Source organism: Luteolibacter luteus (genome assembly GCF_012913485.1).
In the GTDB taxonomy this organism is placed as follows: domain Bacteria; phylum Verrucomicrobiota; class Verrucomicrobiia; order Verrucomicrobiales; family Akkermansiaceae; genus Haloferula; species Haloferula lutea.
Map to the genome: position 1 here is coordinate 301,435 of NZ_CP051774.1, position 25,296 is coordinate 326,730.

The window sequence follows — 25,296 nt, forward strand, 5'->3', positions numbered from 1 at the left end:
CGGATTAGACGGATTTACGGATGGGTTTTTGGGTTAGGATGGGACAGAACATCCTTCAGTTGGTTCAAGATCCGTAAATCCGACTGATCCGTGAAATTTGTCGTTTCAGCCCGAAGCGTTGAAAAAATCCAGGCCTCGGCATCGATTTCACCTTTTAGCAACCACGCTCAATCCGGACGGGCAGCACACCCGCCTGACTGCCGTTATAATCTGCACCGCTAAGCTACCGGTCCCCTTCAGACGTTAGATTCGAAACAGCTTTCCCACGTCCTCCTCTTTCTCATGCCTATTATCACGCCTCGAAAGACCCTCCCTTCCTATGACGTCCTGATCGTCGGCTCCGGTGCCGCTGGCGGGATGTCCGCCTACACCCTCTGCAAGCAAGGATTGAAGGTCCTGATGCTGGAGGCCGGACGAAACTACGATCCGGAGAAAGAAACGCCGATGTTCCAGCGGAACGACCAGGCTCCGCTGCGCGGCATCGCCACGCCGGAGAAGCCCTTCGGCTTCTTCGATGCCACGGTGGGCGGCGGCTGGACCGTGCCGGATGAACCCTACCGGGTACGGCGCGAGGGCGAAGAAGGATGGCACGATGCGCGTGATTGGAATGCGAAGTCCACCAAACAGAGCTTCACCTGGTGGCGGCCTCGCATGCTCGGCGGCCGCACCAATCACTGGGGCCGCATTTCGCTGCGCATGGGCCCCTACGACTTCAAGCCGAAGTCCCGCGATGGCCTCGGCCTCGATTGGCCGATGGAATACAAGGACCTCGAGCCATGGTATGACAAGACGGAGGCTCTCGTCGGTGTCTTCGGTTCGAATGAGGGCCTCGAGAACACCCCCGACTCCCTCAATGGCTCCCTGCAACCGGCACCAAAGCCACGCGGCTTCGAGCTACTGATCCAGAAGCATTGCAAGAACCTGAAGATCCCCGTGGTGCCCGCACACATGGCGATCCTTACCAAGCCGCTCAATGGGCGCGCGGCGTGCTTCTACGCGACGGATTGCGGCCGCGGCTGCTCGATCCGTGCGAATTTCCAGAGCACCACCGTGCTCCTGCCCCCGGCGATCGAAACCGGAAATCTCGACATCATCACCGAAGCGATGGTGCGCGAGGTGATTGTGAACGATGAGGGCAAGGCCACCGGCGTGCTCTACATCGACAAGCAGACCGGCAAGGAAGAGCGAGCTACCGCAAAGGTCGTCGTTCTCGCCGCCAGCGGCTGCGAAAGCGCGCGCATCCTGCTCAATTCGAAGTCGTCGAAATTCCCGAACGGCCTCGCGAATGGCTCCGGCAAGGTCGGCCGCTATCTCATGGATACTGTCGGCAGCGACGTCGTCGGCCAGATCCCCGCGTTGGAAAACACGCCGGTTCACAATGAGGACGGCATCTCCGGCATGCACGTCTATACCCCATGGTGGCTCTACAAGGAACAGCTCGCCGGGAAGCTCGACTTCGCCCGCGGCTACCACATCGAGCTGGGCGGCGGACGCCGCGCACCCGGCATGGGCACCTACCTGCCGGATGGCAATAGCTTCGGCAAGAAGCTGAAGGAGGACGCCCGCCGTTACTTCGGCTCCATCGTCGGCTTCGCCGGCCGCGGCGAGATGATCCCGAATGAGGACAGCTACTGCGAGATCGACCCGGAGCGGAAGGACAAGTGGGGCATCCCCGTGCTACGCTTCCACTGGAAGTGGAGCGATCACGAGAAAAAGCAGGCCGTCCACATGCAGAAGACCTTCGCCGGTATCATCGAAAACATGGGCGGCAAGGTGCTCGGCAAAATCGAGACCGATCCTGAAAAGGCGATCATGGGTGGCGGCACCATCATTCATGAAGTGGGCACCACCTGTATGGGCAGTGATCCGGAGAAGTCCGTGCTGAACCAATACTGCCAGGCATGGGAAGTGCCGAATCTCTTCGTGACCGACGGCGGACCCTTCGCCAGCAATGCGGACAAGAACCCGACCCTCAGCATCATGGCCATCGCCATGCGGAGCTGCTCCTGGCTTGCCGAGGAAATGCGCAAGGGCAACATCTGAGAACCACCACGCACCTAGACATGGAAACTCCATCCTTTTTCAATGCCAGCTTCACCCGCCGCGTGGCGCTGAAGCGCGTGGCCGCTCTTTCCGCTGCTCTTGCCACCGTGAACATGCCCGCCTTCGGCCAAGCCGCCGGCGCAGGCAAGGGCATCGGCCATGATCCGAATCTGCTCGCCAAGGACATCCCGTGGAAACTCCAGCTCGTGGAACGGGAAATGATGATCGTGACCCTGCTCTGCGATGTGATCATTCCCGCCGATGAGCACGGCCCCGCCGCCAGCAAGGTCGGCGTGCCGGAATTCATCAACGAATGGGTGAGCGCCCCCTACGATGCCCAGATCGCCGACCTCGAGGTCGTCCGCAAGGGGCTCGAGTGGTTTGACGCGGAAGCAAACCGCCGCTTCGGCCGGGATTTCCCGAATGCCTCGCCCGAGCAGCACCTGGAAATTGTCACGGACCTCGTCAAGGAAGGCACCCCGGCTCGCGAACAAGGCTTCGGCTACTTCGAGAAGATCCGCTTCCTCACCATCGGCGGCTATTTCTCCACTCCCGAAGGCTGGAAGGCCATCGGCTACGTCGGAAACGTTCCGATGGCCGAATTCCCCGGCCCGCCTCCCGAGGTGCTGAAGCATCTGGGGCTAGCATAAGCTTCATCGACCAGGGCGGACCGGAAGGTCCGCCCTTTTCGTTTCCCCTTCCAAATCCGGGACAATTGCGAACTCGCCAAGAGTCCCCTCGCCCGCTATGGGTCGGGATTGTTCAAAGATCGCCATGAACGCCCGAACCGAAAATGCCTGCCTCAAGGGGTCCGAGTTTTCGAACGTGAATCTCAGCGAGGCCCGTTTCGAGAACGTCAATCTCGCGAACTCGCGTTTTGAGGATGTCAGCCTCGCCGGCGTGAACTTCGAGGACATCTCCTTCTCGGGAGCACGGATTCACAATGCGAACTGCTGCGGCCTCTCGATCACGGAAGCTTGCTACGAGCACATGACCATCGAGGGAATCGAGGTCACCGAGCTGCTCAGGGTCTACCGGGAGAGCCAGGCAAGCGCCTTGGACTGAGCGGCTTTACTTTGAGATCCCGATCGAGCAAAGGATTGATGTCCGGACAGCGGAGGTGATAGTGGGCCATCGCAAACTCCCCGCATCAGGGCGGCCCGCCGCTGTTCCTTCTTCTATGACCACCGCAGCACTCCCCTCATGGCGGGATCTCGCCGCACAGCGCGTGCCGCCGGTGGATGGTGAGGACCTTGCTTGGAAAAGACGCTGGCTGGGCCATCCGGCTTACTGGCGTTGGCAGGCGGGCGGATGGTGCTTCCTGTGGCTCTCCCAGGCCTCGATGACCCTCGTCCTGCCGCGCGGCGAGGATGCCCACACGGGCTTGCTCATGATGGGTGCGATGTGCGCTTCCGGCGTGCTCTGGACCCACGTGCTACGCGGCGTGATTCTGGGGCTGCGCGGAGGCCAGCCGACTTGGGCGGGCTTGTTGCTACGGCTGCTCCCATGGATGCTGCTGCTCGCCGTCGTCTGGGGTGCCTCTCTGACCGGGCTGGGAATGCTGCTGGCGGGGGAAGACTTCGTGCTCACAGGCCCACGAGGCGCGCACCAATCGCTCACCCCGGAGCGAGCCTTGGCCGTCGCGATCTTCAGCATCGCGAATGCCGCCATGCTGATCCAGATCATCTGGATCGCGGGCTATTTCATGCACCATCTCTTTAGCGCCTACCAGCACTCGCAGTTGGAGCGCCTGCGAATCGAGGCCAGCAGCCGCGAGGCGGAGGTGCGGAACCTGCGCCGGCAAATGGACCCGCATTTCCTCTTCAATAGCCTCAATACCGTGCGTGCCCTGATTCCTCGGGAGAATGCGGAGGCGCGCGATGCCGTCACCCATCTCTCCGACCTGCTGCGCGGGTCGCTGCGCCAGAGCGATAAGAACCTCATCCCGCTGCGCGAGGAACTCGCCGCCATCGATAGCCATCTCGCGATCGAGCAGTTACGCTTCGGTTCGCGGCTGCTGTTTCACCGCCACGTGGGTCGCGGGCTCGATCACTGGCTGGTGCCGCCTTTCCTTATCCAGACCTTGGTGGAGAATGCCATCAAGCATGGCGTGGCGAAGAGCGAGCAAGGTGGCACGATCGTCCTGCATCTCCGCGCCTGTCGTGGTACGCTTTGCTGCATGGTGTGGAATCCCGGCACCCTCGAAGAAAGGAGCGAGGGAGGGCTTGGCCTGAAAAACATCCGCACCCGCTTGCAGCTGCTCTATCAGGGGAACGCCAGCTTCCGCCTCCAGCAGCGCCGTCCGGGCCGCGTGCGCGCTGCGGTATGCTTGCCGCAGGCCGCGGTGCTGTGAGATGAAACCCATCCCTCCTTTCCCATGAAAGCCTTGATCATCGATGACGAAGCGCTCGCCCGCCGCGAGTTGCGAACCTTGCTGCGGGCGCATCCGGAGATCGAGATCGTGGGCGAGGCGGGCAACGTGACGGAGGCACTGCAACTGCTGGAAGCCGAGCCCGCCGACCTGATCTTTCTCGATATCCAAATGCCGGGCCGCAGCGGCTTCGATCTCATCGGCCTGCTACCCTCGCCCCAGCCTCAGGTCATCTTTGTCACTGCCTACGATGAGTTCGCGCTCCGCGCCTTCGAGGTGAATGCGCTCGATTATCTGATGAAGCCGGTGCACCCGGAACGCCTCGCCGCCGCCCTGCGCAAGCTGCAAGCGGGCACCGCTTCCGATGAGGCCTTGCCCGCGGCTGCCGCTGCGGAGATCCCGCTGAACCCCGAAGATCGTGTCTTCCTGCGCGAGGGCGAACGCTGCTGGTTCGTGCCCGTGAAGGAAATCCGCCTGCTGGAGTCCGCAGGAAATCACACGATGCTCCATTTCGGCACGGACAAGGCGATGATCTATCGCACGCTGAACTCAATGGAAGCGCGGCTGCCCTCGAGCCTGTTTTTCCGCGCGAATCGCTCCCAGATGCTCAATCTTCACCAGATCGCGGGTGTGGAGCCCTGGTTCAGCGGCTGCCTGAAGGTGCGCCTGCAAAGCGGTGAGGAAATCGAGCTTTCACGCCGCCAGTCCCAGCTTTTCCGGGACCGCACCGGCCTCTGAGGCGAACCGTTCATCCTGCGAAACTTCCGCTTATCCGGCGGACCTAGGCGATGCCATTTCCCTGCGGGATACATGGCGTCATGCGCTCGCCTCTGCCTTATCAGGAGAATCGGCAGACCGGTCGTTAGGATTTGGAGATCCGTCTGTCCCGTGGCGCCGTGCGTCACGGGGGAGGAGCGGGCGGATCTCCACTTCCGCCCGCGGTCTTCCCGGCCGCGGAGGGCTCCGCTGCCGACCGTTCATCCGGTCAAGGGACCGCTCGTCCTGCCAGCGTGGCGGGATCGGAAAACCGGGAGAAGCTGGGGGCATGAGACGGCCTTCCCAATCCAGGCCCCATCCCCAGATGGCATGAAATCCTATCCCGTCATCCTTTTCACCGCAGTCTTGCTCACGGCGTGCAAGCCCGGCGGCGGCCATTCCCCCCGCTACGAGACGGTCTCGATCAGCCGCGGCTCGCTGACCTCCTACGTCACCGCCACCGGCACCCTGAGTGCCGTGGTGAGCGTGGATGTCGGCAGCCAGGTTTCCGGCCGCATCGTCACGCTGAATGCCGACTACAATTCGCCGGTGAAAAAAGGCGAGCTGGTCGCCGAGATCGACCCCTCCGTCTACCAGGCCAAGGTGAAGGAGGCGGAAGGCGATCTTGCCAGCGCTGAGGCAAATGTCGTGCTGAAGGAAAAGCAGCTCGCCCGCACGAAGATGCTGGTCCCGATCAAGGCCGCTGCTGAGATCGACCTGGAGCAAGTCGTCGCGGAACTCGCCCAGGCGAAGGCCACGGTGACGATGAAGGAAGCGGTGTTGGACCGCGCCCGCGCGGATTTGAGCTTCTGCAAGATCCTCGCCCCCGTCGATGGCATCGTGATCTCGCGAAAGGTCGATATCGGCCAGACGGTGACCGCGGCGATGACCACGCCCGTGCTCTACACCATCGCCCAGGACATCCGCGAAATGCAGATCGTGGCATCCGTTTCCGAAGCCGACATCGGCCAGGTGAAGCCCGGGCAGAGCGTCGACTTCAAGGTGGATGCCTATCCGGACGAGGCCTTCCACGGCACCCTGACCCAGATCCGCAAGGCACCGGTCACCAAGGAAAATGTGGTGACCTACGAGACGATCATCACCGTGAACAACGAGGAGCAAAAACTGCTGCCGGGCATGACTGCGGAAGTTTCCGTCCTCGTGGCCGAGCGTGCGGACGTGGCGAAGATCCCGAATTCCGCGCTACGCTTCAGCCCGCCGGAAGGAACCCCGGTGAACTCCAGTGGCGACATGAAACTCGAGCGCCGCCAGCAGCTGGTCTACGTGGCCGGAGATGACGGGAAAAGCCTCCAGGCCGCGATCGTGACCACCGGCATCACCGATGGAACCGATACCGAAGTGCTGGGCGGAATCGATCACGGGACAAAGGTCGTCATCTCTGCCACCGGCACCGGCCGGAAGGGCATGATGCCCGAAGGCGGACCACCACCCACCTAACCAAGCAAGCCGTATCAAGCGCCATGAATCCCGCCACCATCCAACTCTCCGACGTGAGCAAGGTCTACCGCTCCGGCGACATGGAGCTGCGTGCCGTGAAGAACCTTTCGCTGGAAGTCCGGCGCGGCGAATTCGTCGCCATCATGGGTCCCAGTGGCTCGGGAAAGTCCACACTCATGAACATGCTCGGCTGCCTGGACCGGCCGACGGAAGGCACCTATTTGTTAGACGGCGTGTCGCTCGCGAACTCCAGCCGCAAGGAGCTGTCCCGCGTGCGGAATGGGAAAATCGGCTTTGTCTTTCAGAACTTTAATCTGCTTTCCCGCACCACCGCATGTGAAAACGTGGAACTGCCGATGTGCTACAGCAGTCCCGGCGTGTCCGCTGGCGAACGCCGCAAGCGCGCGCTGGAGTCCCTGGAGAAAGTGGGCCTTGGCGCACGCACCGATCACCGCCCGAATCAACTCTCCGGGGGCCAGCAGCAACGTGTCGCCATCGCACGCGCGCTGGTAAATCGCCCCGAGCTGCTGCTCGCTGACGAGCCGACGGGCAATTTGGATACACGCACCAGCATCGAGATCATGGGCCTTTTTCAGGAGCTCAATGACGCGGGCATCACCATCGTGATGGTCACCCACGAGCTCGACATCGCGGCCTACTGCAAGCGCAACGTGGTGATGCGCGATGGCCGGATCGTCCGCGACACGATCGTGGAAAACAGGACCTTCGCCCGCGATCAGCGCGCCGAGCTCGATGCTTCCGAACTGCAGGCGGACCTCGTCTGAACTCCTACCGCCATGGGAACCTTGCTCCAACGTTTCGTCCTCACCCTCGGCATCGCCCTGCGTGCGCTGCGGAGGAACAAGATGCGGTCCACGTTGACCGCCATCGGCATCATCATCGGCGTGGCCTCCGTGGTGCTGATGGTTTCGATCGGCAAGGGCGCTCAGGTGAAGATCGAAAACCAGGTATCCGCGCTGGGTTCGAACCTCATCCTCGTCTTCCCGGGTAGCAAGAGTTCACAGGGAGTGAACTCAGGGATGGGCAGTGCCAGCACGCTGACACTCGCGGATGCTGCGGCGATCCGGAAGGAAGTGACCGGCGTGGTAGCGGGCAGCCCCGAAGTCAGCGTCACCACGCAGGCCATTGCGAACGGGCGAAACTGGTCGACCAGCGTGATGGGTTCCTCGCCAGAATATGTGAAGATCCGCGATTGGCCGGTGGAGCGTGGATCCATGTTCACGGATCGCGAGGTGGACGGAAATGCGAAGGTCGCGGTGATCGGCAGCAAGGTGGCGCACGAATTGTTCGGCCCCATCGATCCCATCGGCCAGACCGTTCGCATCAAGAACATTCCTTTCACGATCATCGGCCAGTTGGCGGCGAAGGGCGCAGGCATGGGCGGGCAGAATCAGGATGACCGCATCCTCGTCCCCTACACCACCGCGATGCGTCGCCTAACAGGCGATACCTACCTGCGGTCGATAAATCTCCAGATCAAGGGCAGCGATCACATGGAGTCCGCCCAGCAACAGATCACGGCTCTGCTCCGCCAGCGTCACCGGCTGGGCGAGGGACCGGACGATGACTTCAATATCTTCAACCAGAAGGATATTGCGGACACGCTCGGAACGATCACTACGATGCTGACCTATTTCCTCGGTGCCGTCGCGGGGCTGTCCCTGCTCGTCGGTGGCATCGGCATCATGAATATCATGCTGGTGAGCGTGACCGAGCGCACACGGGAGATCGGCATCCGCATCGCCATCGGTGCGCAACCGGGCGATATCCTGCTGCAATTCCTTATCGAATCCGTGACCCTAAGCTTGCTCGGCGGCGCGATCGGCGTCGGACTGGGAATCGCCGGTTCGTGGGTCGCGAGCATGGTGCCGGATTTCAAGGCGATCGTCACCGCGAATAGCATCTTGCTGGCCTTCAGCGTCAGCTTCGTGATCGGAGTCTTCTTCGGCTTCTATCCTGCACGGAAGGCCGCGGTGATGGATCCCATCGACGCGCTGCGGTTCGAGTGAAGCGGGAAGCAGGCGACCTGCCGGCAACCTGCCGGGAAACATGACCTAACAACGCTCCCTCTTCGGGAGAAGAGGGCGCGCCTTGCAAGATCGCGGTGGTATCGATGGCCACCCGACCTCCGGCATTCCCGCCGCCCCTGGCGATCTCTGTTTCCTCGAGCGCAAGATTCCTGCCCTGGCTCAGACCAAATACCCTTTTATCGGTAGAGATTTAATCTTTACAAAGCGGAGCTATTTACGAAGCTTTCCCCCGCCTCGCTCCCGCAAGGGAAGCTGCCGACTTCATCATGGAGAGGACAGGCCCGTCGCCACGACCGCGACTGAATGCCAAGGATCCATCACCACCTAGAGGATCCGCCCACCGGCAAAATCCGGCGCAGGCACGCACAACCACGCCGGTCCGCTGATGTTTCCAAATCCTACTTTCGATTCCATGAACCCGATCCGCGTGGCTCTGCCCACCTTCCTGTTGTCCCTCGCCGCCCTCGCCCATGCCGCGGACCGTCCGAACATCGTCTTCATCCTCGCCGATGACCTCGGCTACACGGACGTCTCCACCTATGGCAGCAAGTACTACGAGACCCCGAACATCGACCGCCTCGCCCAGGAAGGAGTAAAGTTCACCAATGGCTACACGAATGGTCCCAACTGCCAGCCCACGCGCGCCGCGCTGATCAGCGGCCAGTACGGACCGCGCACCGGAATCTACACGGTAGGAAATATCGATCGCTTCGATTGGAAAAGCCAGGCACTGCGCCCCGCGGACAACGTCGTCACCCTCCCCGCCGACAAGATCACCATCGCGCAGTCGCTGAAGAACGCAGGCTACGCCACCGGCCTCTTCGGCAAGTGGCACCTCGGCGGCCAACCCGCGGCTCATCCCTCGAAGCGCGGCTTCGATGAAGCCATCGTCTCGAACGGCAAGCACTTCAACTTCGTCACCGATCCCAAGGTCTCCTATCCGGAAGGCACCTACCTCGCCGACTTCCTCACGGACAAGGCTGTCGATTTCATCGAGCGCCACAAGGACGGCCCCTTCTTCCTCTACGTCCCGCACTTCGGCGTGCACTCGCCTTATGAAGCGAAGAAGGAGCTGATCGAGAAGTTCAAGGCGAAGCCGGCGGTCGGCGGCCACAAGGATCCGGTCTATGCCGCCATGCTCGCGAGCGTGGACGAGAGCGTGGGCCGCATCACCGCGAAGCTCGATGAACTCGGCCTTGCGGAGAACACGCTGGTGATCTTCTCCAGCGACAATGGCGGCGTGGGCGGCTACCAGCGCGAGGGTATCCAGGCAAAGGACACCACCGACAATGCACCGCTGAAGGCTGGCAAGGGCAGCCTTCACGAAGGTGGCATCCGCGTCCCCTACGTCTTCCGTTGGAAGGGCACCATCCCCGCAGGCACCGTGTCGAAGCAGCCCATCGCCTCGATCGATCTTTACCCCTCCACCTTGGAACTCGCAAAGGCCCAAAAGCCCGAAGGCTACACGCTCGATGGCGTGAGCTATGCCGCGCTCCTGAAGGATCCCGAACACGGGAAGGTAGAGCGTGACGCGATCTTCTGGCACTTCCCCGGCTACCTCGGCGCGGGCAATAACACCTGGCGCACGAAGCCCGCCAGCGCCGTGCGCAGCGGCCCGTGGAAGCTCATTCAAAGCCTCGAAGACCGCTCCGTGCAGCTCTATGATCTGGACGCGGACATCGGCGAGAAGAACAACCTCGCGGAATCCCAACCGGAGAAAGCGAAGGAACTCCTCGCGAAGCTCGATGCATGGCGCGAGTCGATCAAGGCCCCGCTGCCAACCAAGAACGAGGCACAGGCCAATGGCGCGCCGAAGGGCGGCAAGAAGAAGCGGAAGCGCAACCAGTGATCGCCCTGATTAACGCTACCCACATCGAATTGTTAGATCCCGCGTACCATGAAGAAGCACGTTCTTCTCCTATTGCTCCTTGCGCCTTTCCTCCACGCGGAGGAAACGCGGAAGCCGAACATCCTGCTCATCGCTTCCGATGACTTGAACCACTGGATCGGCTACACCGGCCGGAACAAGCAGACGAAGACGCCGAATATCGACAAGCTCTCTGCCCGTGGCGTGAGCTTCTCGAATGCCCACGCCACCGTGCCGGTGTGCAATGGCTCGCGCGCCAGCCTCCTCTCCGGCGTGCGTCCTTACACCTCCGGCGTCTATGGCAATGGCGACGATTGGCGGAAGGTGATCGCTCCGGAGAAGACCCTGGTCTCCGTCTTCCGCCAGGCGGGCTATCTCACGCTCGGCTCCGGAAAGCTTTACCACGGCGGCTTCGACCGGAAGACCGAGTGGGACGACTATCTGAAGAACGAAGGCCCCGCCGGCCCCGAACCACAGGGCAGCAAGGGCGTCGGCGGCATCCGCTTCGGCGTGGTGGACGCGGAGGATTCCGAGCTCAGCGATCACCGCATCGTGGACTACGGGATCAGCCAGCTCCAGAAGAAGCACGACAAGCCCTTTCTCCTGACCGTCGGCCTGCACAAGCCGCACATGCCATGGTTCGTGCCAAAGAAGTATTTCGACCTCCATCCCCTGGAGTCGATCGAACTGCCGCCCATCAAGGAGAACGATCTCGATGACGTGCCCGCCGCAGGGGTCCGTTTCGCGCGGCCCGACAGCGATCACAAGAAGATCGTGGACTCCGGCCGCTGGAAGGAAGCGGTGCAGGCCTACCTCGCCGCCGTGTCTTATGCCGATGCGGAGATCGGGCGTCTGCTCGATGCATTGGAGAGCTCGGAGTATCGGGAGGATACCATCGTCATCCTGCTCGGTGACCACGGCTGGCACTTCGGTGAAAAGGAGCACTGGCGGAAATTCGCACTCTGGGAGGAAGCCACTCGAGCCCCTTACATCTGGGTCGTCCCCGGGGTGACGAAGCCCGGCACGATCAGCACGCGCCCTGTGGACTTCAGCAGCCTCTATCCCACGCTCACCGAGCTCGCCGGCGTCACCAAGCCCGCTCATGTCGAGGGCGACAGCATCCGCTCCCTGCTCGCGGATCCCGCCGCAGAGTGGAAGGGCCACGCGCTCAGCACCTGGCTGCAGGGCAATCATTCCATCCGCACGGAAAACTGGAGATACACCCGCTATGCGGATGGATCCGAAGAGCTCTACGACCATCGCACCGATCCCTACGAATGGACGAACCTAGCCAGCAGCGAGGATCAAGCATCCCTGAAGAAGGAACTCGCCGCACTACTTCCCGCGAACAACGCGCCGGGCCTGACGAAAGGTGATGGAATGAGGGATCCCGAGCAAGGCGGCGGCCGCAGGCAAAACCGCGGAAAGCGCGCCGGAGCTGCCGCTGGAACCACGGACTGAACGCCATGAAACTCCTGCTCCGCTTCGCCGTCTTCCTCGGCATGGGTGCCACCTTGTCCGCTGCCGAGCAACCGAATGTCCTCTTCATCTTCGCCGATGACTGGGGCCGCTATGCCAGCATCTATCACCGGAATGCCCAGCCGGGATCGCCTTTGGCCGCCCTGAACGAGTTTGCACGCACCCCGGTTTTCGACGAAGTCGCCTCGAAAGGCGTGCTGTTCCGGAACGCCCACGTCAATGCTCCCTCCTGCACGCCCTGCCGCAGTGCGCTACTATCCGGCCAGTACTTCTGGCGCACCGGCCGTGGTGCCATCCTCTCCGGCGCGAAGTGGGACCCGGCGATTCCTTCTTTTCCCCTGCTGCTCCGCGATGCCGGCTACGACATCGGAAAGAGCTACAAGGTCTGGAGTCCCGGGCAGCCCGTGGACGCCCCATTCGGCGGACAACAATACGGCTACGAGAGCGCGGGCAATCGCTTTGGTAATTTCTCGGAAGTCGCCACGCGTCTCGCTGGAAAAGGCCGAACAATCGAAGACGCGAAGAAGGTGCTCTACGACGAGGTGCGCGGGAACTTCCGCAGCTTCCTGGCAAAGCGCGATCCCGCGAAGCCCTTCCACTATTGGTTCGGCCCCACGAACACGCATCGCAAGTGGCAGCGCGGCAGCGGCAAAGCCCTCTGGGGCATCGATCCCGAAGCACTGAAGGGCAAGGTCCCGCCCTTCCTCCCGGATGTACCTGAGATCCGCGAGGACTTGGCGGACTACCTCGGCGAAGTGGCGGCGCTGGATAGCGCGATGGGCGTAATCCTCGATGAACTGAAGCAAGCCGGTGAATCCGATGACACCCTGATCGTCATCAGCGGGGATCACGGCGCGCCCGGCTTCCCGAATGGAAAGTGCAATCTCTACACCTTCGGTACCGGCGTCAGCCTCGCGATCAGCGGGCCCGGAGTGAAGGGCGGTCGCGTGGTGGATGACTTCGTGAACCTCACCGATCTCGCGCCGACAATCCTGGAAGCAGCCAAGGTCGAGGTGCCTGCCGCGGTGACAGGCCGCAGCCTGTGGCCGGTGCTGAAATCCGATAAATCCGGCCAGGTCGATCCCGAGCGCACCTGGACGCTCACCGGTCGCGAACGCCATGTGGATGGTGCCCGGGAGAACTTCCTGCCCTATCCCCAGCGCGCGATCCATTCCGGCCAGTATCTCTACATCATCAATTTCAAGCCGGAGCGTGAGCCGCTCGGGAGCTATGCCGCCTTGGACAAAAAGGATCAGGCACTGACGGAGCAACGTGTGGCCGACGATACGAGGGCTGTGGCCGCCGACATGGATGCCGGCCCCACGAAGTCCTGGCTCATCTCGAACCGTAGTACGGACTTCGGCCGCCGTTACTTCGACATAGCCTTCGCCAAGCGCCCCCGCGAGGAGCTCTACGATCTCGCGAAGGATCCCTATGAAACCGTGAACCTCGCCAAAGATCCCGCTTACGCCGAGATCCGCGCCGGGCTCGAAACCAAGCTCCTCGCCGAATTGAAACGCAGCGGAGACCCACGGATCGAGAACGATGGGGCTTACTTCGAAAACCCGCCGCTCTCCGGCCCTGCCCGCTGAATCTTCCTTCTAACAAATGATGTCGATGAAACCGCACATCCCTCTTTTCCTCCTGCTCGCCACGCTTCTCCCGCTCGCCGCGGAGACGAAGAAAAATATCCTGCTCATCGCCATCGATGACTTGAAGCCGAACATCGGGGCCTACGGCGATCCCATCGCGAAGACGCCGAATATTGACCGTCTCGCCGCACGCGGGCTCCGCTTTGACAGCGCCTACACGAACCAGGCACTCTGCTCGCCCTCGCGCAACGCGCTGATGACCGGCGTGCGACCGGGCTCCCTGGGCATCTACGATCTCGCCACGAATTTCCGCAAGGCAGCTCCTGACGCCATAACCTTGCCGCAGCACTTCATCCGGAATGGCTATCGTGCGGAAAACCTCGGCAAGATCTATCACGTCGGCCAGGGCAATCAGGATGACGCCGCCTCATGGAGCGTGCCGCGCGCGCAACTGCCAGCGCAGACTTACGCCCTCGAAGCCAACCGTCCGCCACAATCCGCGAGGCAGAATCAAGACCCGCTTCGAAACCGCGGCGCTGCCACCGAATCTGCGGATGTCACCGATGACACCTACATCGACGGCAAGATCGCCGATGAAGCGATCCGCCGCCTCGAAGCGGCCAAGCAACGCGAGGGCACGCCCTTCTTCCTTGCCACCGGTTTCATTCGCCCGCACCTGCCTTTCGTCGCCCCGAAGAAATACTGGGATCTCTACGATCGTTCGAAGCTGAAGCTCCCGGAGCTGCGCAAGCCGCCCGAAGGCGCACCCGCCGCGGCCCATCGCCCGAATGGCGAGTTGGCGGCCTATAAGGACACCAAGGACGCGAACTCGCTCTCCGATGAGAAGCAACTGGAGCTACTGCACGGCTACTACGCAGCGGCGAGCTACACGGATGCCCAGATCGGCAAGGTCCTGGATACACTCGACAGGCTCGGCCTTGCGGAAAACACCATCGTCATCTTGTGGGGTGATCATGGCTGGCACCTCGGCGATCACGGCTACTGGGGGAAGTTCACGAACTACGAGCAGGCCACGCGCATCCCATTCATCATCGCGGCACCGGGCGTGACCAAGCCGGGATCACACACTGCGGCACTCGCGCAATCGGTGGACCTCTACCCCACCCTGGTGGAGCTCGCCGGTCTGCCCGCACCACAGACCTCACCTTCGCTGGAAGGCAAGAGCCTTGTGCCAGTGCTGAAGGATCCAGCTGCCACCGTTCACGAGCACGTGCTCCAGGTCGTGCCTCATCAAGGCCAGATCGGACGTTCGCTGCGCACCGCCACCCACCGTTTGGTGGAGTGGAAAAAACCGGGGTCCAGCGACGGAGCTCAGTTCGAGCTCTACGATTACGCGAAGGATCCGCTTGAGACGAGAAACCTCGCAGGAGAGCAAAAGGAACTTGTCGAAACGTTGCGCGGCAAGCTCGCCTCCTATCCGGAAGCAAAGCCGCAGATCGCCGCGCCCGCACCACAACGGCAGGGCCAGGGACAGGACCGCGCGAAGCTCTTCGCGAGCAAGGACAAGAATGCCGACGGCAAGCTAAGCCGTGAGGAGTTCCTCGCCAACCAGCGCGATGGGGAGGCCGCCCTCGGCCGATTCAGCCGCTTCGACAAGGATGGCGACGCCATCCTCACCAAGGAAGAGTTCGTCTCCGCGGGGAAATAATATCGAGACCGAGACCCATGAGAATCTTTGCATTGCTGTTTCTGGCCGGGCTTTCCTTCCCTGCCCTCGCGGAGGAAACAAAGCTGAACGTCCTCCTCATCACCGCCGATGACATGAATGCGGATTCGCCCGGCTGGATGGGCAATCCCTTGCAGCCGACGCCGAATATCGATCGCTTCGCCTCGGTGAGCCATCGCTTCACGAATCATCACGTGAGCGCACCGATCTGCCAGCCTTCCCGGGCCGCGATCATGACCGGCCGTGTGCCCCACCGCAGCGGCGGGCTTGGGTTCAATCCGATCAACAAGGACGTGCCGACTTTGGCCACGGTCCTGAAGGAAAACGGCTACTACATCGCCGCGCTGAATAAAATCGCGCACATGAAACCCGACTCCGCCTTCCCATGGGACGCGAAGTTCGACGGCTCAGCGAAAAATCCCGGACAGCTCGGCACGCAGGTGAGCCAGGCCATCGCCACAGCCAAGACCGAAGGAAAGCCCTTCTTCATCAACTGCAACATCGGCGACCCACACCGGCCTTTCTACGGTGCCGCCCCGAATCGCAAGCAGCAGCTGAAACAGAAACAGCGGCCCGAGTCTCCGGGCGCGGTGGCGAAGCCCTTCAAGGCGGAGGACGTCAAGGTTCCGGCTTTCCTCGAAGACCTGCCGGACATCCGGGAGGAATACGCGCAGTATTCGAACAGCGTGCAGCGCCTCGACCTAAGCTTCGGCAAGGTATTGGCGGCGTTGGAGGACTCCGGCCTCGCGGCGAATACCGTTGTGCTTTTCCTCTCCGATCACGGGATCTCGATGCCCTTTTCAAAGGCGACGGTCTTCTACAATGGCACCTGGTCGCCGGTCCTGCTGAAGCTGCCGTCCGGGCCCGAAGCGACCAGACACACCGAGTTGGTATCCAGCGTCGATATCCTGCCCACGCTGTTGGAACTGGTAAAAATTCCCGCCCCGCAGGGTATTGATGGCGTGTCATGGTTGCCGCTGCTAGCGGGTGAATCTCAACCCGGCCGTGACAAGGTCTTCACCCACGTGAATGGCGTGAGCAGCGGGAAGCAGTTTCCGCAGCGCGCCGTCAATACGCGCGCGCGCTCGCTGATCTTCCTCCCTTGGAGCGGCAGCCAGCCCCTGCGCGTGGAAGCGATGCAGGGCCTGACCTATCCGGCCTTGGACGAAGCTGCAGCCAGCCACCCCGAAATTCGTGCCCGTCTGGATCAATACATCAAGGGATCCCCCTTGGCACTCTACGATCTGGAGAAGGACCCGGCACAGCGCCGCAATGTCATCGACGATCCCGCCTATGCGAGCGACCGCAAGGAACTGGTCGAGGCACTCGTCGCCCAGATGGAGAAAACCGGCGACCCCCAGCTTGCGGCCTTCCGTACAATCCTCACCCCGAAGCCTTGAGAAACACCGATCATGAAACCTCTCCTCTTTCCGTTCATCATCTTCTCATCTTTCGCGCTCCTGCAATCTGCTGGAGCACAGCAATCCCCGGAGAAGCTCGCACAGCTTCTCAAGCGCTTCCCCGCTGCCGATGCTGACAAGAACGGCACGCTCACGCAGGAAGAAGCCCGCGCCTTTCGCCAGACGCAGGGCGTAGGAAAGAAGACCACGGCATCCCTGCCAACGCCAACCATCGAGGCTGGTTCCTACGGACCCCATCCAGCATCGGTGTTCGATTTCTGGAAGGCGGATAGCGAGGCCCCGGCTCCACTGCTGGTCTTCATCCACGGCGGCGGTTTCAAGGCCGGCACACGCAAGGGCTTGAAGCCAGACTTCCTTGCCAAGGCTCGTGCCGAGGGCTTCGCAGTGCTCACGATCGACTACCCCTTCCTCCCGGAAAAGCCGGTGCAGGAAATCCTGCCGGGCATCGCCAGGGCGGTACAGCATGCCCGCCATCACGCGAAGGAATGGAACATCGATCCGGAACGCATTGCGACTCTCGGCGGCTCGGCCGGGGCGGGCAGTTCGCTCTGGATTGCCGCACATCCTGATCTCGCGGATCCGAAGTCGGAAGATCCCGTGAGCCGCGAGTCCAGCCGCGTGCAAGCTGCCGCCTCGATCAATGGCCAGGCCACTTATGACCTGCTGAAATGGGAGTCGCTTGTCGGGCCAGCTCCCCAAGGGATCCTGAGGGACAGCGAAGAGCCGCTGCGGTTCTATCACCTCGCCTCGGAAGAAGGCCTGCATTCGGAAAAGGCGAAGGCCGCACGTGCCAAGGTGGACGTGCATGGCCTGCTCAACCGTGAGACCCCGCCACTCTTCCTCTTCACCGCAGGAAACATCCCGCGCGACAATCCACCGAACCGCGGTGCCTATGTCCATAGCCCGCGCCACTCAGAAGCCTTGGCCGCGAAGGCCAGCGAACTCGGAGTCACCCACACCCTGATCACCGGTGACTCCGCCAAGGGCAAGGACGGTCTGATCGAGGCAATCGGCTTCCTGAAGCAGCAGCTCGCTTTCGCTGATTAAATCCCACCGATTACTCTAGATTTCATTGACGGCACCAAGCAGCCCTCTCAACCTGCCGCGGTGCACGGGCTCCCTCCGGGGTTGGTCCGTCCGCTCCGATGGGAACCGCCCGAGGAGTTTTTGTTTCCGGGAGTTGACCAGTCCACTGGATCCCCTTGGCCGATGAGCGACCGCAGCCGCGGAACTCCGGCACTCGTCCGATCCCCCGCCGCGCAACGGAACCCAACGCGCCCGGCCAACCTCTCGAAGCGAACTCATGTACTATCTTTCTCGTATTGCCCCCCTCGCGGCGCTCGCCCTTCTCGGCAGTGGTGACCTCCATGCCGCCACCAACACCTGGCTCGAAACCGGGCCGAACAATAACTGGCTCAATGCCGTCAACTACGGCGGCACCGGTACCTTGGCACCGACCAATGCCGATACCTTCGTCTACGACGCAGGTGCCCGTGGCGTGACGGTGAACAGCTCCGGCACGATCGGAAAGCTGGTGGTAGGTCAGAACTATGCCGTCACCAATGTGAACCAGGCTGGTGGGGCCGTCCTGACCATCCAGGGCGGCAGCGCCGAAGTGAGTTCCCCCGGCATCGAAGTGCTGGCAGGCCGCACCACCAACACCAACGTTCATGCCAAGCTCATCCTGGACGGCAATACCACGATCTCGAATAGCGGCAGCAGCCGCCTTCGCATCGGCAATCCCGACAATGGCAATGGCGGGCTGGGCGGCAGCGGCACGCTGAACATCCGCAGCGGCGTGACCCTGCTGGCGGAAAACGTGAGCCACACCTACTCCGGTGCCGTGACCGTCGATAACAACGGCACGCTGCAAGTGCCGAACACCGGCTTATTCACCACCTACAGCAACCTTTCCATCGGTGCCAGTGGCACGCTTTCCGGAGCCGGCACCGTGGGGGCCGTGGATGTGCATTCCGGTGGACGCATCTCTCCGGGCTCCGAAGGAAATATCGGCGCCGGCCCGGCCACGCTCAATTTCACCAGCCTGCTCTCGCTGCAATCGACCGGATTGCTCACACTTGACGTGAAAGCGGCGGGTGTGGATGCGATCAATGTCACCGCAGGCTCCATCGATCTGGGCGGCGAACTGCGACTGCGCCTGAATAGCGACTACAGTTCCTCCGGCACCTACCAACTTATCCAGGGACTCGACGCATCCAGCGGGAACTTCAACAGCGTCACCATCCGAACCGATGCCAACACCACCGGCGTCGTCAGCCTGACGGACATCGGCAATGGCATCTGGACCGGAAACTTCGCGGAGCGTGGCTATGACGTCTCCTTCGATGCGAACACCGGCACGCTGAATCTCGCCAGCGTCCCGGAGCCCACCCTCGCACTCCTGTTTCCGCTGGGCCTCGCAGCCCTGATCCTTCGCCGCCGCTAAAGTCTCCTCTGTCCGCCAAGGCGACACCGCGATTCATGAAACGACGCATTCCCGCTTTCCTGCTGCGCGAGCGCCTCCAGCGCTTGGCAATCGGCACGGCCTGCATTGCAAGCATCGGCACCGGAGCTGGAGCCGCCCTGGATCTCGACTCGAATGGCTATCCGGATGTCTGGGAAGCTCGCTATCACGTGCGCGGACTCACTCCGGAAGCGGATGCCGATGGCGACGGCCAGTCGAACCTTAGCGAAGCAATCGCGGGGACAAATCCCTTTGATGCCGGCTCGCGCTTCAGTTCAAGCATCGGGCATGAGGAAAACGGGAGCATTTCGATCACCCTCACCACGCAGCCGGGAAAAAGGTATCAGCTGCTCTCCGCATCCTCCGGAGCCGGCTCATGGGAAGCGGTCGGGGAACCGGTGGTGGCGGGCGGCGAGAGCCTCACCCTGCCACTCCCGGCAGCCGGGGACCGAGGCCTGTTCAAGGCCAGCGTCACCGACCATGATAACGATGGCGACGGGGTGGACGATTGGTCGGAGCGCCAGTTGCAGGGCTTCAATCCTGCAGCCGAGAAGTCCTTTCCCGAGGAGGGACGGACCGACTTGGCGATCGCGAGTTCCATCATTCAGGCGTGGCGGAGCGATCTGAAGCTCGAGGTCACCCAGGCAAATGCCTACGAGAAGGAGCAGGAGGCCGCCTTGCTCACGGCGCGCCGGATGCCCGCGGCCTATCCGCTCACGGTTTTTCTCAAGAAGGCCGGGGCCGCTTCGCCATCGAAATCCTCCGCCACAGCTGCCCACCATCAGCCCCTCCCGGATCGACTGGTCATTCCGGCAAACCAAACCACCGGAACCCTGGCCATCCAGCCGGTGGCAAACGCGGTGCCAGAGGTGCCACGCCAACTCACGCTCTCCGCCGGCGGCAGCCTGGAGTCTGCCAGCTTCCAGATTTGCGATGCCAAAAATACCCTCGCCAATCAACGGCTGCTGCTCGCACCGCTGCGCCCCTTGTCCGGCGTGCCATCCAGCGGCAGCGGCCTCGCGATCATCAAGCTCTCCGGCGACAATGACTCGGCACTGGCTTCAGTCTCCTTTTCGAACCTGAACTCGGCGGTCAATTCGACGCAGATCCTCAATGCATCGTCAGCGATCCTGCAATCGATTCCACCCTTCAACTACGGTGGTCAAACCTGGCCGATCCGGGCGACGCAGAGCTACACGACGGATCAAGCGGTCCTGGATGCGTTGCTCGCCGGACAAGTGAAGCTGGGAATCTACACGCAGGCACATGTCACCGGTGAGATTGAAGGAATCTTCCACCCGGTCTCCGGCTCCATTGGATTCGAAGCACCGCCCGCGCCGCTACCCATCGAAAGCCTGACGGGCGATGAACTGGAGCGGGACATCGCCCGTTTCCTCACTCAGGCCACCTTTGGCCCGACCTATGACAGCATCCAGGCCCTGAAGGCACGCGTGGCTGCAGCAGGTGGCGATCGCATTGCCGCCTATTCCGCTTGGATTGATGAGCAGCTCGCGCTGCCCTCACCTTCCCTGCTGGCCTACACCCAGGCTGCGAACGCACAGGAAGCGGCTGCGCGCGATCCCGACTTCAACCTGAACAGCCAGAACCGTCGCCGCGGCTGGTGGCTTTTCGCCATCCAGGCAAAGAGCCAGCTCAAGCAGCGCTTCGCCTTTGCCGCGAGCGAGATCTTCGTGGTCTCTGATGAAGATGCGGTCGTCAACCGTTACTCCTATGGTGCCGCGAACTACCACGATCAGCTCGCGGAAGCGGCGACCGGCCGCTATCGGGCGCTGCTGCGGTCCGTTTCACTGAGCCCGGTGATGGGCACCTATCTCTCGCATCTCCGGAATGAGAAAGCGACCTTCGACGGAGCAGGAAACCAGATCACCTCTCCGGATGAAAATTACGCGCGGGAGATCATGCAACTGCTCTCGATCGGCCTCGTGCAGTTGCATCCGGACGGTTCGCTGAAGCTGGATGAGAACGCGACCCCGATCCCGACCTACACCCAGACGGACATTTCGAACATGTCTCGGGTCTTCACCGGCTGGTCCTTCTCGAAGCGCAATGCCGCCGCCGCCCCCTATGAGGTGATCGACAACAATACCTTCGCCTTGGGCGACGGGGTGAAGCATCGCGAAGCGCAGTGGACCAATCCCCTTAAAGCCTTCCCTGCACGCCATGATACCGATGCGAAAAACGTGTTGGGCGTGAATCTGCCGGCAGGCAACACCGCCAATCAGGATCTCAATGCCGTACTGGATCTGCTGCGCGATCATCCGAATACCGCGCCCTTTATCTCTCGCCGCCTGATCCAGCGCTTCGTCACGGCCAATCCTTCTCCGGCTTACCTTTATCGCGTGTCGCAGGTCTTCCGCACCAGCACCGGGGACTTCCCGGCGCTGCTGAAGGCAATCCTGCTGGATCCGGAGGCACGCGCCGCACAGAATGCCGAAACTCCGGCAGGATCGGGCAAGGTTCGCGAGCCGCTGCTGCGCGCCACCGCATTCATGCGGGCCTTCGGTGCCAAGTCCTCGATGGCGCTATCCGACCTGACCGGCTGGGGCTATCCGGCAGCGGAGCTGGACAAATTTCCGGAAGGCACGACGCGCTATCGGCTGAACCGCACGCCCGCACTCGATCAGTCCCCGCTTTCCGCACCGAGTGTCTTCAACTGGTTCCTGCCGGACTACTCTCCCTCCGGCATCATCTCGACGAACGGCATCGTCTCGCCCGAACTCCAGATCATCACGGAAAGCACCGCCGTCAGCGCCACGAACTTCATCTACAACGGCATCTACACGACGGCGGGCTTCACGCCGAACACCGGCCTGCCAACTCTCACGGGAAATCCCCAGCGCATCAACATCGACATCTCGCCCTTGCAAGCGCTCTACCTCTCCAAGCTCGATACCAATGGTGACGGACTCTTCTCGCCAGCTGATACCGCTACCTTTAACAACACCGCCGCCATCGCTACGGCTGCGGAGGCAGTGGTGGACCGCATCGATCTACTGCTGACCAGCGGCGAACTGAAGGCCCGCTTCGGCAACGCGGCGGGCACCCCGCGCCGGATCATCGTCGACGCGGTCGCCGCGACCAATGCCGGCACGAATGCCAGTACCGACCCCTCGGTGCAGGCAAATACCGCGGTGAGCCGCATCCGCAGTGCGCTGTGGCTGGTGGCGGCCTCTCCGCAAGGAGTCACCCAGAGGTAAGCACGCACGGATTCATTCATGAAGAAGCATCAGAAAGAGGATCGCATCCGGCGCCGTGATTTCCTGCGCCAGTCCGCCTGCGCTTCGCTGGGCGTCACCGGTCTCGTGAATGCGCTCTGCCAGATGCGCCTGATCGGTGCCGCTGCTGCGCAAGCCCCGCCGGCAACGGACTACAAGGCCCTCGTCTGTCTCTTCCTCAATGGCGGACATGATTCGAACAATCTTCTCGTACCGGCCGGCACCGCATCCGCCGGATCCCTCCGCGCCGACTACGTGAACGGCCGCGGCGTGCTGGCCCTGCCATCCGGGGACCTGAACTCCCTGGTGTTGCCGACCGGCACCAAAGCCTTCCAACGCCACCATGGAAGCAGCACCGGACAGCTGGGCCTGCACCCCGCAGCAAGCGATCTTGCCACGCTCTTTCACCGGAAGGATCTGGCAGTCATCTCAAACGTGGGAACCCTGGCCTATCCCGTGGCCTCGCGTGCCGAGTATGACAGCGGAAATGTGCCGCTGCCGCCTCAGCTTTTCTCCCACTCCGACCAGCAGACCCAGTGGCAATCCTCCGTGCCGGACCAAGCTTTCGCCTCCGGATGGGGCGGACGTGCGGCGGATCTACTGCATTCTTCGTACAATTCCGCGACCTCCAAGGTCTCGATGTCGATCTCGCTCGCCGGGGTGAATTCCTTCCAGATCGGAACTTCCGGCCAAGTCACCCAGTATACCGTGGGCGAGGATGGCTCGGTTCCCTTCTCCGGCTTCGGCACCGGCTATGCCGATGCGTTGAATGCCAACGGCAGTTACAAGTCCACTGTCTCCGGGGTCCGGCTCAAGGCCTTCGACGACATCATGAAGCTGACCCATGCCAACCTCCATGAGGAGGAATACAAGCGCGTGGTCGTCCGGGCCCGCGCGGCGGAGAGCAGCATTGGCGCGGCCCTGACCGCTGCAACTGCCAGCGGGGTGGACTTCGATACGCTCTTCACGAATGCCACGACCCGCCTTGGCAACCAGCTCAAGATGGTGGCCAAGCTGATCGCAGGCCGCGGGGTGCTGGGAAACAACCGCCAGATCTTCTTCTGCCAAATCGGAGGCTTTGACACCCATCAGACCCTCCTGGCATCGCACGGCGATCTCATCACTGAGCTCAATCAATCCCTCGCCGCCTTCGCCGCCACGCTACAAGCACTCGGGGTCTGGGACAATGTGGTGACCTTCACGGCCTCCGACTTCAACCGCACCTTCACGCCAAACAGCACCGATCCCGCCAAGGCGGGCTCCGACCACGCGTGGGGCAGCCATGCGATCGTCCTCGGCGGAGCCGTGAAGGGAGGCGATGTATTCGGTCACTTCCCCTCTCTCAAGATCGGAAATGCCTCGGGCTCGATCGATGCCGGCTCGGCAAACCGCGGGCGCTGGATCCCCACGACCTCGGTGGATCAGTACTCCTCGGTGCTGGCCAAGTGGTTCGGTGCCACCACGAACGATCTTGAGGCGATCTTCCCGAATCTCAACCGCTTTGACGATCCGGCCTTGTCGTCGGCGAACCTGGAGTTCCTCTGATGAAGACAAGATCGAAACGCCTCCTGTTGCTGGCCGGAGCCATCGTGTTCATCGGCGGCTTGCTTTATTTCCGGGGCGACCTCCTTCCGGAGGATGAAGCCGTGGCCGAAGTGAAGAAACCCCTTCGGGTCCTTCCGCCGAAACCAAAGCCCTTGCCAGCGGAGGTCACGGCCCTGCCCGTGGCTGCCGAAGCCAGCGCCGGACTCGGCGCGAAGGATGGCAGCGCGGAAGACGATCTCGCGACGATCGAACTCCTGCTTTCGTCCTATGGCCGGAATCATGGCGGCCATCCGACCGGGGAAAACGAAGAGATCACCGCGGCCCTGCTCGGGAAAAATGACAAGCGCGTGGCCTACCTCCAGCGCGGCGGCTCCTATCTCGACCAAGCGGGACGCCTGCTCGACCGATGGGGCCACCCTTATGTGTTTCATAGCCTCACCGCAAATTGGACCGAGCTGCGATCCGCCGGGCCGGACGGCGAGTTGTTCACCACGGACGATGTGGTGCGCGGCGGGAGCGAAGCAGAGTAGATCCGGCGGATTTTGAATGCCTTGGTTGCATGACCGGAAGGGCGCGACTATGCCCGGGGCATGGATTTGTCCGATTTCCGGAAGGAATACTCGAGCCGCGGGATGCGCCGCGAGGATCTGGCTGATGACCCGATCCAGCAGTTCGAGCTCTGGTTCAAGCAGGCCATCGAGCTCCAGCTCCACGAGCCGAATGCGATGAGCCTTGCCACGGTCGATCCCAAGGGCCGACCGCTCCTGCGCACCGTCCTCCTGAAATACTTCGATGCCTCCGGTTTCGTGTTTTTCACAAACTACGAGAGCCGGAAGGCCCAGCACATCGCGGAAAATCCCCAAGTCTCCCTCCTCTTCCCCTGGATCATCTTGGAACGCCAAGTGATTGTCCAAGGACGCGCGGAGAAGATCTCTGCCGCGGAATCCCTGAAGTATTTCGTCTCCCGCCCCCGCGAATCCCAGCTCGGCGCTTGGGTTTCGAACCAAAGCTCGGTCGTTTCTTCCCGCAAGTTGCTGATGCAAAAGCTGGCCGAGGTGACCGAGAAATTCGGCAAGGGCGAAGTCCCCCTGCCCTCCTTTTGGGGCGGCTACCGCGTGGTCCCGGAAACTGTCGAGTTCTGGCAGGGTGGTCCGGCACGGCTGCATGACCGGTTTTTCTACGAACGGAAGGACAAGGCTTGGGAACTGAGCCGCTTGTCACCCTGACGACCGGTCGCAGCTGGGAATCCGGAGCCGATCCCATTTATTACCAGCAACTTAAAAAGAGAACCACCCTTTGCGCGGTTTTACCCGCGGAGTTCGGCCC

19 protein-coding genes are annotated in these 25,296 nt (G+C 62.1%); all 19 read left to right on the plus strand.

All coding sequences use genetic code 11. The annotated features are described in order from the left end of the window. Window positions 1–282 precede the first annotated feature (282 nt). The 19 genes from HHL09_RS01100 (at window position 283) to pdxH (ending at window position 25,196) form a co-directional block, all read left to right on the plus strand. On the plus strand, window positions 283–2,043 hold the full coding sequence (locus tag HHL09_RS01100) for a GMC family oxidoreductase (protein ID WP_169452660.1): 1,761 nt from the start codon (window positions 283–285) through the stop codon (window positions 2,041–2,043). A 20-nt stretch (window positions 2,044–2,063) separates the two neighbouring features. After that, window positions 2,064–2,693, plus strand: coding sequence for a gluconate 2-dehydrogenase subunit 3 family protein (locus tag HHL09_RS01105; protein WP_169452661.1), 630 nt, complete (start codon window positions 2,064–2,066; stop codon window positions 2,691–2,693). A 124-nt stretch (window positions 2,694–2,817) separates the two neighbouring features. Further along, window positions 2,818–3,108 carry a pentapeptide repeat-containing protein gene (locus HHL09_RS01110; RefSeq protein WP_169452662.1) on the plus strand — a complete coding sequence of 97 codons (291 nt, stop codon included), beginning with the start codon at window positions 2,818–2,820 and terminating at the stop codon, window positions 3,106–3,108. 115 nt (window positions 3,109–3,223) lie between these two features. After that, the gene (locus HHL09_RS01115; protein WP_169452663.1) at window positions 3,224–4,396 is read left to right on the plus strand and encodes a sensor histidine kinase; all 1,173 of its coding nucleotides are present in this window, start codon (window positions 3,224–3,226) and stop codon (window positions 4,394–4,396) included. Between the two features lie 24 nt (window positions 4,397–4,420). After that, window positions 4,421–5,152, plus strand: coding sequence for a LytR/AlgR family response regulator transcription factor (locus HHL09_RS01120; RefSeq protein ID WP_169452664.1), 732 nt, complete (start codon window positions 4,421–4,423; stop codon window positions 5,150–5,152). 348 nt (window positions 5,153–5,500) lie between these two features. Next, window positions 5,501–6,628, plus strand: coding sequence for an efflux RND transporter periplasmic adaptor subunit (locus tag HHL09_RS01125; RefSeq protein WP_169452665.1), 1,128 nt, complete (start codon window positions 5,501–5,503; stop codon window positions 6,626–6,628). 23 nt (window positions 6,629–6,651) lie between these two features. Beyond that, on the plus strand, window positions 6,652–7,413 hold the full coding sequence (locus HHL09_RS01130; RefSeq protein ID WP_169452666.1) for an ABC transporter ATP-binding protein: 762 nt from the start codon (window positions 6,652–6,654) through the stop codon (window positions 7,411–7,413). Window positions 7,414–7,425: 12 nt separating this feature from the next. Next, window positions 7,426–8,658: an ABC transporter permease gene (locus HHL09_RS01135; protein WP_169452667.1), complete on the plus strand. Its 1,233-nt coding sequence runs from the start codon at window positions 7,426–7,428 to the stop codon at window positions 8,656–8,658. Window positions 8,659–9,091: 433 nt separating this feature from the next. Next, complete coding sequence (locus tag HHL09_RS01140; RefSeq protein WP_169452668.1) at window positions 9,092–10,528, plus strand: sulfatase; 1,437 nt, start codon at window positions 9,092–9,094, stop codon at window positions 10,526–10,528. A gap of 48 nt (window positions 10,529–10,576) precedes the next feature. Next, a complete protein-coding gene (locus HHL09_RS01145) occupies window positions 10,577–12,007 on the plus strand; it encodes a sulfatase (protein ID WP_169452669.1) in 1,431 nt (476 codons plus the stop codon). Between the two features lie 5 nt (window positions 12,008–12,012). Beyond that, the gene (locus tag HHL09_RS01150; RefSeq protein ID WP_169452670.1) at window positions 12,013–13,617 is read left to right on the plus strand and encodes a sulfatase family protein; all 1,605 of its coding nucleotides are present in this window, start codon (window positions 12,013–12,015) and stop codon (window positions 13,615–13,617) included. Between the two features lie 25 nt (window positions 13,618–13,642). Further along, entirely contained in the window at window positions 13,643–15,286 is a 1,644-nt protein-coding gene (locus HHL09_RS01155; protein WP_169452671.1) for a sulfatase-like hydrolase/transferase, read from the plus strand. A 17-nt stretch (window positions 15,287–15,303) separates the two neighbouring features. Continuing rightward, complete coding sequence (locus HHL09_RS01160) at window positions 15,304–16,704, plus strand: sulfatase family protein (protein ID WP_169452672.1); 1,401 nt, start codon at window positions 15,304–15,306, stop codon at window positions 16,702–16,704. Between the two features lie 12 nt (window positions 16,705–16,716). Further along, window positions 16,717–17,772 (plus strand): alpha/beta hydrolase, encoded by a 1,056-nt coding sequence (locus tag HHL09_RS01165; protein ID WP_169452673.1) that lies wholly within the window; start codon window positions 16,717–16,719, stop codon window positions 17,770–17,772. A gap of 256 nt (window positions 17,773–18,028) precedes the next feature. Then, complete coding sequence (locus tag HHL09_RS01170; RefSeq protein ID WP_169452674.1) at window positions 18,029–19,171, plus strand: PEP-CTERM sorting domain-containing protein; 1,143 nt, start codon at window positions 18,029–18,031, stop codon at window positions 19,169–19,171. Between the two features lie 35 nt (window positions 19,172–19,206). Further along, on the plus strand, window positions 19,207–22,407 hold the full coding sequence (locus HHL09_RS01175; protein WP_169452675.1) for a DUF1800 domain-containing protein: 3,201 nt from the start codon (window positions 19,207–19,209) through the stop codon (window positions 22,405–22,407). Window positions 22,408–22,425: 18 nt separating this feature from the next. Beyond that, the gene (locus HHL09_RS01180) at window positions 22,426–23,970 is read left to right on the plus strand and encodes a DUF1501 domain-containing protein (protein WP_169452676.1); all 1,545 of its coding nucleotides are present in this window, start codon (window positions 22,426–22,428) and stop codon (window positions 23,968–23,970) included. Then, window positions 23,970–24,500 carry a type II secretion system protein GspG gene (locus tag HHL09_RS01185; RefSeq protein ID WP_169452677.1) on the plus strand — a complete coding sequence of 177 codons (531 nt, stop codon included), beginning with the start codon at window positions 23,970–23,972 and terminating at the stop codon, window positions 24,498–24,500. The genes HHL09_RS01180 and HHL09_RS01185 overlap by 1 nt, the downstream gene beginning before the upstream one ends. 60 nt (window positions 24,501–24,560) lie before the next feature. Continuing rightward, window positions 24,561–25,196 carry a pyridoxamine 5'-phosphate oxidase gene (gene pdxH / locus HHL09_RS01190; RefSeq protein ID WP_169452678.1) on the plus strand — a complete coding sequence of 212 codons (636 nt, stop codon included), beginning with the start codon at window positions 24,561–24,563 and terminating at the stop codon, window positions 25,194–25,196. Window positions 25,197–25,296: the final 100 nt, after the last annotated feature.